We start from the raw sequence: 16,546 nt of genomic DNA on the forward strand, positions 1-16,546 counted from the left end.
GGGGTTGACGGCGTTGACCGTGCCAGCGGGGAAGCGCAGTATTCAACCATGTTGAATAAAACTCGGGGCCGGCCCCGCGGCAACCCCGACACCAAGGCCCGCATCGCGCAGGCCGCCCGCGAGCTGTTCCTGAAGCACGGCTATCCGGGCACCACCCTGCGGGCCGTCGCCGCCGCCGTTGGCGTCGACGTGGCGCTGATCAGCTACCACTTCGGCTCCAAGCAGGGCCTCTTCAGTCAGTCACTGAACCTGCTCTGCGTTGATCCCACCGCTCTCGACCAGGCGTTGCAGGGCAACCGGGAGCAGTTGGCCGACCGTCTGCTGGACTCGGTCACCGGCTTGTGGGACGCCGCCGGGCCCGCGCAGAGCCGGATGGCGGTGCAGGATGACGCCACCATGCGCGCCCTGAGGGACTACCTGGACGGTGAGCTGCGCCTCCGCATCGCTGAATTTATCGGCGGGCCGGACGCGACGCGACGGGCCACCGCAGCGGTCGGTGTGCTGGGTGGGCTGATCTTCACGCGGTACCTGAACCCGATCCGCTCGGTCGGTGCGCTGTCCCCGGCCGATGTCCGGCGGGTCTTCCGGCCGGCGCTGCGCGCGGCCCTGTACGGCCGCACCCCGGCCTGAGAAGCCCCGTCACGGAGGTCTTGCGGCGGTCATCGTATACAACATACGCTCCCCGAATCGCCCACTTGAGGAGCTCTCCATGACGAACCTCTCCGTCCGCGAAACGACACTGCCCCGCCGTCGGGTGCTCCGGGCCGCGGTGGCGGCGGTTGCCGTCGTCTGCACGGCCGTCGCCTGCTCACCGGTGTCGAACAGCGATGGCGGCAACCCGTCCGGCGGCGACCAGTCGGCCGGCCAGGACGCCTTCGGCACGCCCGCGGACCCCGCCTCCGTGAAGCAGGGCGGCAACCTGGTCATCGCCCTCTCCGCCGAACCCGACGCGCTGGACCCGACACTGTCGAGAAGCCTCTACTCCCGCTACGTCTTCCAGGCGATGTGCGAGAAGCTCTACGACGTCAACGAGCAGGCGCAGGTCGTACCGCAGCTCGCGACGGCCCTGCCCACCACGAGCGACGACGGCCGGACGGTGACCATCCCGCTGCGGCCCGGCGTGCGCTTCGCGGACGGGACGGCGTTCGACTCGGCCGCGGTGAAGGCCACCCTGCAACGCCACCTCACCAACGCCCGGTCGGCGCGCAAGAGCGAACTCGGCCCCATCGACGGCGTCGACACCCCGGACGCGCAGACCGTCGTCCTACGGCTGAAGCAGCCGTTCGCGCCGCTGCTCGGCGCCCTCGCCGACCGGGCCGGCATGATCATGAGCGCGCAGGCACTGCAGGCCCGGGGGGACGACTTCGCCTCGGCGCCGGTCTGCGTCGGTCCCTTCAAGTTCGCCAAGCGGGTGCCCCAGAACTCGATCGAGGTGGTGCGGGACCCGAACTACTACGACGCCAGCAAGGTGCACCTGGATGGCATCTCGTGGCGGATCCTCACCGACGCGAGCATCCGGGCCGCCAACCTGCGCTCCGGTGACGCGCAGGTGGCCGACTCCGTCTCCACCCAGGACGTCGCCTCGCTCCGGCAGGACGCCGCGGTCTCCGTCCTTCAGTCGCAGTCCCTCGGATACCAGGGCCTGACCATCAACGTCGGCAACGTCGACGGTGTCGGCACCACTCCCAAGCCCATCAACCGCCCGCTCGCCCAGAACGCCAAGGTGCGGCAGGCCTTCGAGCACGCCATCGACCGCAAGGCCCTGGTCGACGCGGTCTTCAACGGTGAGCACGCCGTCGCCTGCTCGCCGATCTCGCCAGCGAGCACGTTCTCGTCCCCCGAGGCGCAGACCTGCCCGGCGCACGACCCCGCCAAGGCCAAGCAGCTGCTGACCGAGGCCGGCGTGCAGACGCCGTACGAGGTGACGATGCTCGCCTCGAACACCCCTGACACGCTGCGCCTGGCCCAGGCGTTGCAGTCCATGGTCAAGGACGGCGGATTCGACCTGAAGATCAACCCGGTGGAGTATTCCTCGCTCCTCGACGAGCAGGACCGCGGCAACTTCGAGCTGCTGCAACTGGGGTGGAGCGGACGGATCGACCCGGACGCCAACATCACCAACTTCGTCGGCACCGGCGGCAGCCAGAACGTCGCCGGCTACCGCAACCCGCAGCTCGACACGCTGCTGACCCAGGCCCGCCAGGCCGGTGACGTCGAGCAGCGCCGCAAGCTGTACGGCCAGGCGGTCACCCTGATGCAGCAGGACGACGCCCTGATCTACCTCTACCGGCAGCGCAACCTGACCGCCGTCAGCAAGCAGGTCCAGGGTTTGCAGGTCTACCCGGACGGCGTCATCCGGGCGGCCTTCGCCGGCTTCGGCAAGTAGGTCGTCGTGGCCCGATATCTGCTCACCCGTGCCTGGCAGTCGGCAGTGACCCTGCTGTTGTCGACGATCGTGGTCTTCGTCGGCGTACGGGCGCTCCCCGGTGACCCGGCCCTCGCCCTCGCTGGCGAGGACCGGTCGCCGGAGGCCCTGGAGGCCATCCGTCGGCACTACGGGCTGGACCAGCCGCTGCCGGTGCAGTTCGCCCAGTACGTGGAGCGGATGGCGCAGGGCGACTTCGGCGTGTCGATCCGCACCGGCACGCCGGTCTCGTCGATGCTCACCACCGCGCTGCCGGTGACCGTCGAGCTGTCCGTCCTGGCGATCCTCATCGCGTCGGCGCTCGGTGTCGGCGCCGGGGTGCTCGCGGCGGTCCGTCGTGGACGCCCGGCGGAGTGGCTCGCCAACGGCCTGGCCCTGATCGGCCTGTCCGTGCCGCACTTCTGGCTGGGGCTGCTGGCGATCCTCTACCTGTCCGTGGCGACCGGGCTGTTCCCCGCCTCCGGCTTCGTGCCGATCCTGGAGGACCCGGTGGACAACCTGCACCACATCGTCCTGCCCGCGGTGATCCTCGGCACCGGCCTGGCCGCCATCATCATGCGGCAGACCCGCTCGGCGATGCTCGACTCGCTCTCCTCCGACTACGTGCGGACGGCGAAGGCGAAGGGGCTGCGACCGCGCGCCGTCATCACCCGGCACGCCCTGCGCAACAGCCTCATCGTGGTGGTGACCGTCGTGGGCCTGCAACTCGGCGGGCTGATCTCCGGCGCGGTCGTCACCGAACAGATCTTCGGGCTGCCGGGCTTCGGCAAGATGACCATCGATGCGGTTTTCCAACGGGACTACCCGGTGATCCAGGCCGTCGTCCTGCTCACCGCGGCGGCCTACATCGTGATCAACTTCTTCGTGGATCTGCTCTACTCCGTCATCGATCCACGCATCCGGGTGACGGGAGATCCGGCATGACCGTCCTCACCGTACCGATGGCGGAGGCCGGCGCCGCCAGCGTCACCCGGCGTACCCGCGTGCTGCGGCGGCTGCGCCGCAACCCGCTCGCCGTCGTGAGTTTCGTCGTACTCGCGTTGGCGGGCGTCATCGCGGTGCTGTCGCCCTGGCTCGCGCCGTACTCGGTCGACCAGACCGACTTCGCCCGTACGTTCGCACCGCCCGGCACCGCCGGGCACCTGCTGGGCACCGACGACCTCGGCCGCGACGTCCTCTCCCGCATCATGCTCGGTGCCCGGGCGTCGTTGCAGGTGGGGCTCCTCGCGGTGGCCACGTCCCTGGTCATCGGGGTGCCGCTCGGGCTCGCGGCCGGCTACTTCCGGGCCTGGGACGCGGTGATCTCCCGCTTCACCGACCTGCTGTTGGCGTTTCCGTTCCTGATCATGGCGGTGGGGCTGGCGGCCATCCGGGGTGCCAGCCTCGGCAACGCCGCGGTGGCCATCGGCATCGCCCAGATCCCCGGGGTGATCCGGGTGGTCCGCTCGGACACCCTGCGCCTCAAGTCCCTCGACTTCGTGGCGGCGGCCGTCGTCGACGGCGCGAGCGACCTGTGGGTGCTGGCCCGGCACATCCTGCCGAACGCGACGTCGGTGATCCTGGTGCAGGCCACCGTCGCCATCCCGGCCGCGATCCTCGGCGAGGCGGTGCTCTCCTTCCTCGGCCTCGGCATCCAGCCCCCGGCGCCCAGCCTCGGCACGATGCTGGCCACCGCCCAGCAGTTCGCCGCCCGCGCACCGTGGGCCGCCGTCCTGCCCGGCGTGGTCATCATGGGTCTGGCGCTGGCGTTCAACGTCTTCGGTGACGCCCTGCGCGACGCCCTCGACCCGAAGGGAGACCGACGATGACCACGACCGGCGCGCCCGTGCTGGAGATCCGCGACCTGTCGGTGTCGTTCCCCACCGAGACCGGCACCGTCTCGGCGGTCGACGGTGTCAGCCTGGACCTCGCGCCCGGCGAGATCGTCGGGATGGTGGGTGAGTCGGGGTGTGGGAAGAGCGTCACCGCGATGAGCATCGCCGGGCTGCTACCGGGCAGCGCCCGGGTCACCGGTTCGGTGCGCCTGGACGGCACGCAGCTGATCGGGGCCCGCGAGGCGGCGCTTCGTCGGGTCCGGGGCCGGGAGATCGCCTACATCTTCCAGGAGCCGATGACGTCGTTGAACCCGGTGCTCACCGTCGGGCGGCAGATCGGGGAGGTGCTCCAGGTCCACGAGCGGATGTCCCGGCGGGCGGCGCGGGCGCGCGCCGTCGAGCTGCTGACGCTCGTCGGGATCCCGTCCGCAGCCCTTCGCGTCGACAACTATCCGCACCAGCTCTCCGGCGGCATGCGCCAGCGCGTGATGATCGCGATGGCGGTGGCCTGCGGCCCGAAGGTGCTGGTGGCCGACGAGCCGACCACCGCGCTGGACGTCACCGTGCAGGCCGGCATCCTCCAGGTGCTGCGGGACCTGCGCGACCAGCTCGGCACGAGCGTCCTCATCATCACCCACGACCTCGGCGTGATCGCCGACATCGCGGACCGCGTCGTCGTCATGTACGCGGGACGGGTGGCGGAACGGGCACCGGTGGACGACCTGTTCGCCCACCCCCGACACCGGTACACCGCCGGTCTGCTGTCGGCGTCACCGCAGCCGGGCCGGCACGCCGGCACGGATCGGTTGACCGAGATCCCCGGGCTGGTGCCCGTCCTGGCCAGCCAACCCGACGCCTGCACCTTCGCGGATCGCTGCCCGGCCGCCGACGAGCGGTGTCGGACGGCCGCCCCGCCGCTGGCGGGTGTCGGTGGCACCGACCACGTCGCGGCCTGCTGGCACCCGTGCGAGATGGCCCCTCAAGAGGCGAACCGATGACGCCGCAGCCGAACGCTCTGGAGATCACGGACCTGGTGATGCACTTCGGCCCGGTGCGTGCCGTGGACGGGGTGTCGCTGACCATCCCGCGCGGCCGGGTCACCGCCCTGGTGGGGGAGAGCGGCTCCGGAAAGTCGACGGTGGGCCGCTGCGTGGTGCGCCTCGTCGAGCCGACAGCGGGAACGGTGCGGATCGCCGGCACCGACGTCACCCACCTGTCCCGGCGGCACCTGCGCCCCCATCGCGGCGCGGTGTCGATCGTCTTTCAGGACCCGGCCGCGTCCCTGGACCCGCGCATGCTGGTGGGGGACATCGTGGCCGAGCCGCTGCGGCTGGCCGGCAAACGGATGTCCCGGCGCGAGCGGGAGGCCCGCGTCGCTCCCCAACTGGAACGGGTGGGCCTGCGCGCCGAGGTGGCCCGTCGCTATCCCCACGAACTGTCCGGCGGGCAACGCCAGCGGGTCAGCATCGCACGGGCACTGATCTCCGAACCGATGCTGCTCATCGCTGACGAACCGACCAGCGCGCTCGACGTGTCGGTGCAGGCGTCGGTGCTCAACCTCCTCGCCGACCTGCAACGCGACATCGGGTTCGCCTGCCTCTTCATCACCCACGACCTCTCCGCCGTCGAGTACCTGGCCGACGAGATCGCGGTCATGTACCTGGGGCAACTCGTCGAGCGGGGCAGCCGCGAGCGGATCTTCGCCCGGCCCGCCCACCCGTACACGCAGGCCCTGCTGTCCGCCGCGCCGGTGGCCGATCCGGTGCGTCAGCGCGACCGTCAGCCGGTGCTGCTCGGCGACGACCTGCCGTCCGCGCTCGACCCGCCGTCGGGCTGCCGGTTCCGGACCCGGTGCCCGCTCGCCTTCGACAGGTGCGCGACCGAGGTGCCGGCGCAGACCGCGATCGGCGACGGCATGGCCGCGTGCCACCTGGTCCAGCCGGACGGCACCGGCCCCGACGTTCGCACCGCAGATCCCAGTGAGGTGTTGTCATGACGTTCACCACCCGACCCACGTTGCAGGGCACCTTCGGCATGGTGTCCTCCACCCACTGGCTCGCCAGCCAGGCGGCGATGGGCATCCTCGAACGCGGGGGAAACGCCTTCGACGCCGCGGTCACCGCCGGGTTCGTCCTGCACGTCGTCGAGCCGCACCTGAACGGGCCGGGCGGCGAGGTGCCGGCCATCGTGGCCACCGCACAGGACCCCCGGCCGAAGGTGCTGTGCGGGCAGGGGCCGGCACCGGCCGGCGCCACCATCGCGCACTTCCGGTCCCTCGGGATGGACCTCATCCCGGGCGCCGGCCCGCTCGCGGCGGCCGTGCCCGGCGCCGTGGACGCCTGGCTCCTGCTGCTGCGTGAGCACGGCACGCTCACCCTCGCCGAGGTGCTGGAACCGGCCATCGGCTACGCCGGCGCCGGACACCCCGTGGTGGGCCGGGTCGGTGACACGGTGGCCGCCGTCCGGTCGTTGTTCGAGGAACACTGGCCCACGTCCGCCGCGCTCTGGCTGCGCGACGGCCGGCCACCGGCCGCGGGGGAGTTGGTCACCAACCCGGCGTACGCGGACACGCTGCGTCGGCTCGTCGAGGCGGGACAGGCTGCCGGCGTCGACCGGGAGGCCCAGATCGAGGCGGCGCGCCGGGCCTGGAGCACGGGTTTCGTCGCCGAGGCGATCGACGCGTTCAGCCGGCGACCGTTCCAGGACTCCAGCGGGCGCCCGCACGCCGGGCTGGTCACCGGCGACGACCTGGCCGCGTACTCGGCGAGCTGGGAGGCGCCCGCCACCCTCGACTGGCACGGCTACTCGGTGGCGAAGACCGGGTTCTGGGGTCAGGGCCCGGTGCTGCTGGAGTCACTGGCCACATTGGACGCGCTCGACGACCCGGGCGCGTACGACCCGGGGACCGCGGCCGGCGTCCACGCCCAGGTCGAGGCGCTCAAGCTCGCCTTCGCCGACCGGGAGGCCTGGTACGGCGACGACGTCGACGTGCCCGCCAAGGCGCTGCTCTCCCCGCAGTACGCGCGGGAGCGGGCCGCCCTGATCGGCGACCGCGCGTCGGCGGAGCTGCGGCCGGGGCGTCCGGACGGTGCGCAGCCGCGCCTGCCGGCCCACGTCCGACCCGGTGCCGTCCGGCGTACCGGGTCGACGGATGCCGCGACGGGGGAGCCGACGGTGCAGTCGGACGGGGTGACCCGGGGCGACACGTGTCACGTGGACGTGGTCGACCGCTGGGGCAACATGATCTCCGCGACGCCCAGCGGCGGCTGGTTGCAGAGCTCCCCGACGATTCCGGAGCTCGGCTTCCCGTTGGGCAGCAGGTTGCAGATGTTCTGGCTGGAGGAGGGGCTGGCCTCGTCGCTGGCACCGGGCCGTCGCCCGCGGACGACGTTGAGCCCGACGATGGTGCACCGCGACGGTGAGCCGGTGCTGGCGTGCGGCACCCCCGGTGGCGACCAGCAGGACCAGTGGCAGTTGCCGTTCCTGCTGCGGCACCTCGTGAGTGGTCAGAGTCTGCAGGAGGCCATCGACGCGCCGGCGTGGCACACGGTCAGCCTGCCGGGGTCGTTCTATCCACGCGACATGCAGCCGGGTGTCCTGGTGGTGGAGGACCGGTTCGACGAGGGCGTGCTGGCGGCGCTGCGGGCGTACGGGCACGAGGTGCGGGTCACCGACGGGTGGAGCCTGGGCCGGCTCTGTGCGGTGACCCGCGACCCGGCCACCGGGCTGCTGGCCGCCGGTGCGAACCCCCGGGGGATGCAGGGTTACGCGTGCGGCCGGTAGCGGGTGCCGCGGCCACCTGAGCGTCAGCGGGCGGCGTAGCCGCCTTCGGCGTTCTCGTAGGCCGCGGCGGAGGCCGCGTCGAGGTGGTTGAGCGCGGCCCGCTCGGCGCGGTCGCCGTCGCCCGACTCGATGGCGTCGACGAGCTGGATGTGCTCGGCCCACGAGTGGGGGGCCCGTTCGGCCGCCCCGAGCCGGAAGATCCACTGCACATGGAGGTAGAGCGACTTGGCGATCGACGACAGCCAGGGGTTTCCGCTGATCTGCAGGATGCGCAGGTGCAGCGTGCTGTTGAGCTCGGCGACCCGGGCCAGGTCCTGTCGCTGCGTCGCCTCGCGGCCCTGGTCGAGCAGGGCGCGCAGGGACGCCACGTCGGCGGCGGTGGCCCGCTCGGCGGCCAGCCGGGCGGCCAACGCCTCCAGCCGCTCGCGTACGGCGAACATGTCGGCGATGGTCCCGCTGCTCGGTGAGGCGACGACAGCTCCCCGGCGGGGGAGGATCACCACGAACCCCTCCGCCTCGGCGACCCGCAGCGCCTCCCGGACGGGGTTGCGGGAGACGCCGAAGTCCTCGGCGAGCCGGTCCTCGGTGAGCCGTTCCCCGGGAAGGTAGTCGCCGTCGATGATGGCGGTCCGCAGCGCGGCGAGGACCTGATCGCGGAGCGGCAGGTGTTGCGCGCCGAGCTTGTCCCGTAGGTCTTCAGCCACCTGGTCGCCTCTCCGTGAACGTGTCCGGACAAAGTGTATACGAAGAACAATCACCGGAAGGTGGCCGACAGTGTCGAGCACAGCGCCCCGCGTCACCCGCCCCCACGTCGCCGCACACCCAGACGATCGACTGCTGCGCCGACGGCACGCGCTCGTCGTCGTCCTCACCTTCCTGACCGGAACCGCCGACGCTCTCGGGTTCCTCGCCCTCGGCGGCGCGTTCGCCAGCGTGATGACCGGCAACATGGTCCTGCTCGGGCTCTCGGCGGGCCGGGGCGAGGCCGATTTGGCCCTGACGTCGGGCTGCGCCATCGTCAGCTTCATCGTCGGTGTCCTCGCGGGCGCCCGCGTCGTCGGCTCGGCGCAGCCTGACGACCCGGTCTGGCCTCGACGGGTCACCTGGGCGCTGGTCCTGGAGCTGTCGGTGTTCGTGGTGTTCGCCGTCGTCTGGGAGGTCACGCTGCACGCCCCCGACGCGCGCGTGCACCTGGCGCTGCTGATGCTGTCCGCGGTCGCGTTGGGCGTGCAGAGCAGCGCCATCCAACGCTTCGGCGTCTCCGGCCTGTCCTCCACGTACCTGACCGGCACGCTCACCAGCCTGATCGCCGGGGTCGCCGCCCGCAGCCCGTGGGCCGGCCTGCGGCCCAAGGCGCAGGTGCTGCTGGCCCTGATGGTCGGCGCGGCGGTCGGCGCCCTGGTCGCCCTGCACCTGCCGGTCGTCGCCCCGGCCCTGCCGCTGGTGCCGCTGGTGCTCGTCATCGTCGTGTCCGCGCGGATGCGGGGCTGACAGGGGTGGTGGCCCGCCGGTGTCGGTGGGGCCAACGCGGGATGGCGGAGACCCGCCATGTCCGTGCTCCGCCAGTGATCTTGCGGGTCAACCGGATGCCCGTCGCCCGAGAATCGGCGACGGCGGTGTCGGCCCTCCCGGGCGACCGCCCGAGGGAGGGACGTACGTCATGCTCAGACCCAGACCGCTGACACGTCGAGCCATGGGCGCCGTCGGCGCGGCGCTGGCCATCGTGCTCGCACTGCCGACCGGCGCCGCCGTGGCCGCGCCCGCACCGGGCAACGGCGCTGCCGACCCACTGCGCAAGGTGGACCCGCTGGTGCTCGGCTCGGCCCGCGCCGGCACCAACGCCAGCTTCTTCGTCGAGCTGACCGACGAGGCCACGCTGAACCAGAGCGACCTGGACCGGGTCGCGCGGGCCGCCGGTGGCCGGGCCGGGCGGGTCGCCCGCACCACCCGGGTCTACCAGACCAAGCTGGCCCATGCCGAGAAGACCCAGCGTGGGCTGCGTGCCCTGCTGCGCGAGCGGCACGCCGACTTCACCCCGTACTGGATCGCGAACATCATCGAGGTCACCGGCGACCTGAAGCTGGTGACCGAGCTGGCCGGCCGGGCGGACGTCGCGCGGATCACCGCGATCGGTGGGACCGCGCTCGCGGAGCCGGTCCGCACCGCCGGCGCCGCCGCCGACGACCCGCAGCTGCCGTGGAACCTCACGTCGCTCGCCGCCGACAAGGTCTGGCGCGAGTACGGCACCCGCGGCGAGGGCATCGTCGTCGGCAGCGTCGACTCCGGTGTGCAGTACGACCACCCGGCCCTGGTCCGCCAGTACCGTGGCAACGACGGTGACGGCACCTTCACGCACGACTACAACTGGTACGACCCGACCGGGATCTGCCTGCCGTCGATGCCCTGCGACAACTTCGGGCACGGCACCCACACGGTCGGCACGATGGTCGGCGACGACGGCGACGGGCGGATCACCGGTGTGGCCCCGGGCGCCAGCTGGATCGCGGCCAAGGGGTGCGAGGCCAACTACTGCAGCAACAGCGCGTTGCTCGCCGCCGGTCAGTGGATGCTCGCACCGACCGACCACAACGGCGAGAACCCCCGCCCCGACCTCGCCCCGGACATCATCAACAACTCCTGGGGCGGCCACGACGGTGACCCCACCTTCTACGACACCATCATCGACTCCTGGGTCGCCGCCGGCATCTTCCCGGTCTTCGCGGTCGGCAACGAGGCCAAGGAGCTGCCCGAGCCGTGCGGCTCGGCGGGGCACCCGGCCACCAACCCGCTGGCGTACGCCGTCGGCGCGACCGACTCCACCGGTGTGATCGCCGACTTCTCCAGCCGTGGGCCGGGCCGCGAGGACGCGGTACGGCCGGACATCACCGCCCCCGGGGTGGGCATCCTCTCGTCAGTGCCGGGCAGCGACTGGGGCATGAGCGACGGCACCTCCATGGCCGCGCCGCACGTCGCCGGCGCGGTCGCCCTGGCGTGGTCGGCGGTGCCGAACCTGCGCCGCGACCTGGCGACCACCCGGGAACTGCTGGACCGCACCGCGCACGACGTCAACGACCTTCAGTGCGGTGGCACCCCGGCCGACAACAACGTCTACGGCGAGGGTCGGCTCGACGCGTACGACCTGGTGACCCAGGCCTCGACGGCGCAGCTCGGCGGCGTCGTGGTGCACGCGAAGCTGAACGGGACCGTGCTCTCCGGTGCGAAGATCACCCTGACCTCCGCGCTGGTCACCCGCACCGCCCGCACCGACGCGCGCGGCACCGTCCAACTGGGTCGGGTCCCGGCCGGGGAGTACACCCTGACCGCGTCGTTCTTCGCGCGGCGGACCGTACGGCAGAGCATCACCGTGTCGACCAGCGGCACCACCAACCTGACCGTGGACCTGTCCGAGCCCGCGCCGTGGCAGGCGATCCAGGGTCGGGTCACCGACCCGGCGGGCAAACCGGTCGTGGGCGCCCGGTTGGCGCTCGCCGGGGAGACGTTCCCGGCATTCGTCACCGACGCCGACGGTCACTACACCGGGATGCTGCCCGAGGCCGACTACGACCTGCTGGTCGAGTACGGCCGGTGGCTGGCACCGAAGACTGTCGCGCTGAGCGTCGACGGGCCGCAGACGGTGGACGTGGCGCTCGCCGCGAAGGCCGACCGGCACGGCTACCAGGCGGGGACGGCCACCGCGCAGTGGGTCGACGGCGGCAGCGTGCTCGCCCTCACCGGTGACGCCGCGAGCCGGGCCGTCGACCTGCCGTTCCCGATGACCTTCTACGGCAGCACCTACCGTCGGCTCACCGTGCACACCGACGGTTACCTGACCCTCGGCGTCGACACGAGCACCTCGGTCGGCGACAATGGTCCGCTGCCCGCCCCGGCGGTCTCGGCGCCGGCCGTCTACGCGTTCTGGGACGACCTGATCCTGGACCACGCTTCGACGGTGCGTACCAGGGTGTCCGGCACCGGCACGGCCCGACAGTTCGTGGTCAGCTGGAACCGGGCCGCGCTCAAGAGCGCGCCGAAGAACCGGATCGACGTGCAGGTACGCCTCGGCGAGAACGGCACCGTCACCATCCAGTACCGCAAGCTCGCCACCACCGCGGCGGGGGCCGGCGGCTCGGCGACCGTCGGCATCGAGGACGCCACCGGCCGCGACGCGTTGACCTACTCGCGCGACGAGCAGGCACTCGACGCGGGCGACGCGGTCACCTTCCGGGTGGCCGGTCGGGGCCTGCTGCGGGGCACGGTGCGCGACGCGAACGACCGTCAGCCGCTGGCCGGCGCGACGGTACGGGTCGAGTCCGCCGACGCCCCGCAGCCGGTCACCGCTACCACCGACGCGGACGGCTTCTACCAGCTGGAGGCGCCGGCCGGACCGGTCACGGTGACCGCGCTGCAACCGGGCTACGACCTGCCGGGGAGCACCGTCGACGTGGTCGAGTCGACGGTCGTCACGCACGACCTGGCGCTGCGTACGCCGCTGCTGCTGGCCAACAGGGACGCGATCTCGGTGACCGCCCGCGCCGGGGCGACCCGGACCGCGACGGTGACACTGACCAACCGGGGTGACCTGCCGGCCACCTGGCTGGCCCGGGAAATCAACTCGCCCACCCCGCCGACCGGCATCCCCGGCCGGCAGCTCAGCTCGTTCCCGCTCAAGGAGCTCTACAACGCCTACGGCGTCGGCTACCGCAACGGCGAGTTGATCGTCTCCAACTCGTACCTGTTCGGGCAGTTGCAGCGCTTCAGCACCGACGGCCGGTCACTGGCCAAGGGTGTGCTGCCGATCGACGGCTGGCCCTCGGACATGGCGTACGTGGCGAGCCGGGACCTGATGTGCGCGCCGAAGATGTCGTTCATCGGGGACCTGCCGATCGTGTGTTTCGACCCGGACACCCTGGAGGTGAAGGAGACCATCACCGGGCCGTGGGCCGGCAAGCTCTACTACGGGCTGGCCTACCGCGCCTCGGACGACACCTTCTACCTCAGCGGCGACAACCGCATCCGGCACCTCGCCGGGCTGTCGCACCCGCAGCCCGGCTCGGTGCTGGGGGAGTGCACCCCGCCCATCCCGTGGATGACCGGCCTGGCCCTCAACGAGGAACACAACGTGTTGTGGGGCATCAACCAGGACTCCAAGGAGTCGATCTGGGCGCTCGACCCGGCCACCTGCCAGCCGCTGGCCTCGGTGCCCGACCCGGACCCGAACCCGCTCAGCGGGGCCGGGCTGGACCTGGACGAGCAGGGCAACCTGTGGGTGCTCGGTAACGCGACCGGCCGGCCGTACGGCGCCAAGGTCTATCACGTCGACGGTTCGCTGCCGGCGTACAGCGACGTGTCGTGGCTGTCCGCCGCCACCTCCGGCGAGGTGCCGGCTGGGGCGAAGGGCACGCTGGCCGTCACTGTGGACACCACCGGCCTGGCGCCGGGCACGTACGTCGCCACGCTGCTGGTCACCAACAACGGCGCGAAGGGCGCGTCCACCCCGGTCACCGTGTCGGTGACGGTCACGAAGTGAGCACCGGGGCCTGCCGTCACCTCCCGTGTCGGCAGGCCCCCCACCGCCGGGTTCAGAGCCAGTCGTGGCGGGCGATGAACCAGCCGAGCTGCATCCGGGTGGCGCTCCCGGTCGCGTCCATCAACTGCCGCAACCGCCGCTGCACCGTCCGCAGCGAGATGCCCAACTGGGAGGCGACCGCCTTGTCCGGCAGCCCGGTCATCAGCAGGGACAGGATCTGCCGGTCGACGAGGGTGGGCGTGCTCTGCCGCTCGACGTCGTCGACCACCTCGCTGGCCGGGGCGAGCCGCAGCGGCGTGGCCCGGTCCCAGACCTCGGTGAACAGCGCCACGAGCACCTCCACCCAGGTGGCGCCCCGGACCACCAGTGCCCACGGTTCGGTGCTGTCGGCGCGGGCGGGGAAGGAGATCAGGGCGACCCGGCGGTCGGCGACGGCGAGCTTGCCGGGCACGTTCGCGGCGACCCGTGCCTGTTCACCGGCGGCGACGAACCGGCCGATGTGGGCGGCCGCACCCGGCCGTTCCAACCCCCGCCGGTCGTACACCACCCGGAAGGCGACGCCCCGGCCGAGCATCTCGATCTCGGTCGGGTTGTCCTGCAGCACTGCCGCGTACGGCGGGCGGTCGAAGCCGAGCACCTCCTCCTGCGCCCCGCGCAGGAACTGGTCGAACGCCTGCATGATCGCGGGAACGCCGACCACCAGCTGGACGTCCTGGTCCATCGGGTCCGCCGGGCGTTGCTGCCGCAGCCAGTCCCACAGGCCGACCCGCGCCTCCTGAAGCTCGCGCATCCGCTGGTTCAGCAGCGACTCGATGGCCAGGTCGGGTGGGGCGGCACCGGCGCGGCCGGCGACCACGCGGACCAGCCCGGCCCGGGTGAGGGCGTCGAGCGCGTGCTCCAGCTCGGCGACCGTGGCCGCGACCCGTGGTGCCAGCTCCGCAGCGGTCCCGGCACTGCCCCGGACCAACTCCAGGTAGACCTTCTCCTCCAGCTCGCTCAGACCGAATGCGCCCAGCAACAGACCACCACACCCGCCTCGGGCGGCCCGCCGTTCGTGCGGCTCCGCTCCAGCTGATCTTGGAGCGCTCCCAGCGGCACGTCAAGAGGCGCGAGCGGACGGCTTCCGCGCGTCAGACGCCGCGAGCGAACAGTGCCAGACGGACCCGGTTGGGGCTGTCGGTCTTGGCCATCAGGCTGGTGATGTGGGTCTTGACCGTGGTGACGCCGATGTGGAGCCGGTCGGCGATCTCGGTGTTGGACAGACCCTCGGCGACCAGGTCGAGCACGTCGCGTTCCCGGGCGGTCAGACCCGGCAGGGCCGGTGGGGCGTCGGGGCGGGCGTGCACCGCGCGCTGGACGAGGCGACGCAGCACCTCCGGGCTGAACGGGCTGTCACCGACGGCGGCCCGGCGGATGCCGTCCAGCAGCTCGGTCGGGGGCGCGTCCTTGAGCAGGAACCCGCACGCCCCGGCGGTCAACGCGGGGTACAGGTGGTCGTCGTCGCCGAACGTGGTCAGCACCAGGATGCGGGTGGTGGGACGGTCGGCGAGGATCCGGCTGGTCGCGGTGATCCCGTCGACACCGGGCATCCGCAGGTCCATCACGACGACGTCGGGGACGAGCCGCCCGGCCAGCGCAATCGCCTCGCGGCCGTTGTCGGCCTCCCCGACGACCTCGATGTCGGGTTGGGCGTCGCAGAGCATGCGCAGCCCGGCCCGGATGAGGTGCTGGTCGTCGACCAGCAGCACCCGGATCACGCCGGCTCCGGTGCGGGGGAGCCGGCGGACGCCGCGCGGTCCCGCGGCAGCGACCGGGTCGACGGCTCGGTGGCGTTGGCCGGGAGCACGGTCCGCACCCGCCACCCCGTCTCCGTCGGGCCGGCCTCCAGCCGGCCGCCGAGGACCTCGACCCGCTCGCGCATTCCGGTGATGCCGTGCCCGCCGCCGGCCGGCACGCCCACCGGCACCCCACCACGGCCGTTGTCGCTGACCTCCCAGTGCACCGCGCCGTCCCGGACGGCGACCACGAGGTGCGCGAGCGCGGACGTTCCCGCGTGTTTGGCCACGTTGGTCAGCGCCTCCTGGGTCAGTCGCAGCACCGCCATGCCGCGCACCGCGTCGAGGGAACCGATCGCCGGGTCGAGGTCGGCCTCCACGGTGATACCGGCCTGGCGGGCCCGGTCGATGGACGCGCCGAGCGCCGCCGGCAGCGCGGTGGGCTCGATTGCGGTCAGCGCCGCGTCGCCGCGTACCCCGTCGGGGTTGCGCAGCACCGCGACCAGCCGGCGCAGCTCCGCGAGGGCCGCGGTGCCGGTGCCGTGCACGTCGTCGAACACCTCGGCCACGCGGGGGTCCGGGTCGGTGAGCACGTGCCGGGCCACGCCGACCCGCAGGACCATCGACGCCACGTGATGCGCGACGACGTCGTGCAGCTCGCGGGCGATGGCGCTGCGTTCGTCGGCGCGGGCCGCGCGGCTCTCCGACTCGTGTTGGCGTTGCTCGGCCAGGGCCCGCTCCACGGCCTGCCGACTCAACTCCCGGTTGGCGCGGATGACGAGGCCGAGCAGCACCGGCACGCCGACCTCCACGGCGAGCCCGACGACCCCGGAGGCGAACCGGCGTGGCGGGTCGCCGATCGAGTCGGTCAGGTCGACCACCACCAGCAGCGCGGTGGCCAGCCAGATGGCCCGGGGGCCGCGCGCCCGCATGGTCATCTCGAGCAACGCCCAACTGGCGCCGACCTGGTTGATGGTGAAGTCGTCGATCAGGCTGATGGCGACCGCCAGCAGGGCGGTCTGCGCCACCATGTTCACCACCGGTCGACGGTGCGCCGCCAGCGCCACCGCGAACGCCGGCACCGCGAGGACCCACTGTGTCGTCGTGGGCGTGCTGGTGGAGTGCGGGACGACGAGCAGGTAGCACAACCCGGTGAGGTCGAGCAGCACCATCCGCACGAGTGTGTCCCGCAGGTCGAACAGTCGCACCAGCCAGCTCACGA

At 72.3% G+C, this 16,546-nt stretch carries 13 protein-coding genes; 9 read left to right on the forward strand and 4 right to left on the reverse strand.

Features of this window, described 5'->3' with window-relative positions:
- Positions 1-48: 48 nt before the first annotated feature.
- The 7 genes from ACX27O_RS07410 to ACX27O_RS07440 all read left to right on the forward strand — a co-directional run bounded on the left by ACX27O_RS07410 (position 49) and on the right by ACX27O_RS07440 (position 8,022).
- Complete coding sequence (locus ACX27O_RS07410; protein ID WP_458939131.1) at positions 49-630, forward strand: TetR family transcriptional regulator; 582 nt, start codon at positions 49-51, stop codon at positions 628-630.
- A 79-nt stretch (positions 631-709) separates the two neighbouring features.
- A complete protein-coding gene (locus ACX27O_RS07415) occupies positions 710-2,386 on the forward strand; it encodes an ABC transporter substrate-binding protein (RefSeq protein WP_458939132.1) in 1,677 nt (558 codons plus the stop codon).
- Between the two features lie 6 nt (positions 2,387-2,392).
- Positions 2,393-3,349, forward strand: a complete 957-nt coding sequence (locus tag ACX27O_RS07420; RefSeq protein ID WP_279516561.1) for an ABC transporter permease — start codon at positions 2,393-2,395, stop codon at positions 3,347-3,349.
- A complete protein-coding gene (locus tag ACX27O_RS07425) occupies positions 3,346-4,233 on the forward strand; it encodes an ABC transporter permease (protein WP_285796653.1) in 888 nt (295 codons plus the stop codon). The genes ACX27O_RS07420 and ACX27O_RS07425 overlap by 4 nt, the downstream gene beginning before the upstream one ends.
- Positions 4,230-5,237 carry an ABC transporter ATP-binding protein gene (locus ACX27O_RS07430; protein ID WP_377633032.1) on the forward strand — a complete coding sequence of 336 codons (1,008 nt, stop codon included), beginning with the start codon at positions 4,230-4,232 and terminating at the stop codon, positions 5,235-5,237. Before ACX27O_RS07425 ends, ACX27O_RS07430 begins: the two co-directional genes overlap by 4 nt.
- Positions 5,234-6,235 (forward strand): ABC transporter ATP-binding protein, encoded by a 1,002-nt coding sequence (locus tag ACX27O_RS07435; RefSeq protein WP_458939133.1) that lies wholly within the window; start codon positions 5,234-5,236, stop codon positions 6,233-6,235. Before ACX27O_RS07430 ends, ACX27O_RS07435 begins: the two co-directional genes overlap by 4 nt.
- On the forward strand, positions 6,232-8,022 hold the full coding sequence (locus tag ACX27O_RS07440; protein WP_458939134.1) for a gamma-glutamyltransferase family protein: 1,791 nt from the start codon (positions 6,232-6,234) through the stop codon (positions 8,020-8,022). Before ACX27O_RS07435 ends, ACX27O_RS07440 begins: the two co-directional genes overlap by 4 nt.
- A gap of 23 nt (positions 8,023-8,045) precedes the next feature.
- On the opposite strand, the gene ACX27O_RS07445 is transcribed toward ACX27O_RS07440, so the two are convergent.
- Entirely contained in the window at positions 8,046-8,726 is a 681-nt protein-coding gene (locus ACX27O_RS07445; protein ID WP_036412443.1) for a GntR family transcriptional regulator, read from the reverse strand.
- Between the two features lie 70 nt (positions 8,727-8,796).
- On the opposite strand from ACX27O_RS07445, the gene ACX27O_RS07450 reads away from it, so the two are divergent.
- Entirely contained in the window at positions 8,797-9,513 is a 717-nt protein-coding gene (locus tag ACX27O_RS07450; protein ID WP_051708826.1) for a YoaK family protein, read from the forward strand.
- A gap of 169 nt (positions 9,514-9,682) precedes the next feature.
- Complete coding sequence (locus ACX27O_RS07455) at positions 9,683-13,549, forward strand: S8 family serine peptidase (protein ID WP_458939135.1); 3,867 nt, start codon at positions 9,683-9,685, stop codon at positions 13,547-13,549.
- A 52-nt stretch (positions 13,550-13,601) separates the two neighbouring features.
- Here ACX27O_RS07455 and ACX27O_RS07460 read toward each other — a convergent pair whose 3' ends face one another.
- The 3 genes from ACX27O_RS07460 to ACX27O_RS07470 all read right to left on the reverse strand — a co-directional run bounded on the left by ACX27O_RS07460 (position 13,602) and on the right by ACX27O_RS07470 (position 16,544).
- Positions 13,602-14,567 carry a helix-turn-helix domain-containing protein gene (locus ACX27O_RS07460; protein WP_051708824.1) on the reverse strand — a complete coding sequence of 322 codons (966 nt, stop codon included), beginning with the start codon at positions 14,565-14,567 and terminating at the stop codon, positions 13,602-13,604.
- Between the two features lie 112 nt (positions 14,568-14,679).
- Positions 14,680-15,306: a response regulator transcription factor gene (locus tag ACX27O_RS07465; RefSeq protein WP_358129952.1), complete on the reverse strand. Its 627-nt coding sequence runs from the start codon at positions 15,304-15,306 to the stop codon at positions 14,680-14,682.
- Positions 15,303-16,544 carry a sensor histidine kinase gene (locus tag ACX27O_RS07470; RefSeq protein ID WP_458939136.1) on the reverse strand — a complete coding sequence of 414 codons (1,242 nt, stop codon included), beginning with the start codon at positions 16,542-16,544 and terminating at the stop codon, positions 15,303-15,305. Before ACX27O_RS07470 ends, ACX27O_RS07465 begins: the two co-directional genes overlap by 4 nt.
- Positions 16,545-16,546: the final 2 nt, after the last annotated feature.

The sequence above is a fragment of the Micromonospora sp. SD19 genome, assembly GCF_054462275.1.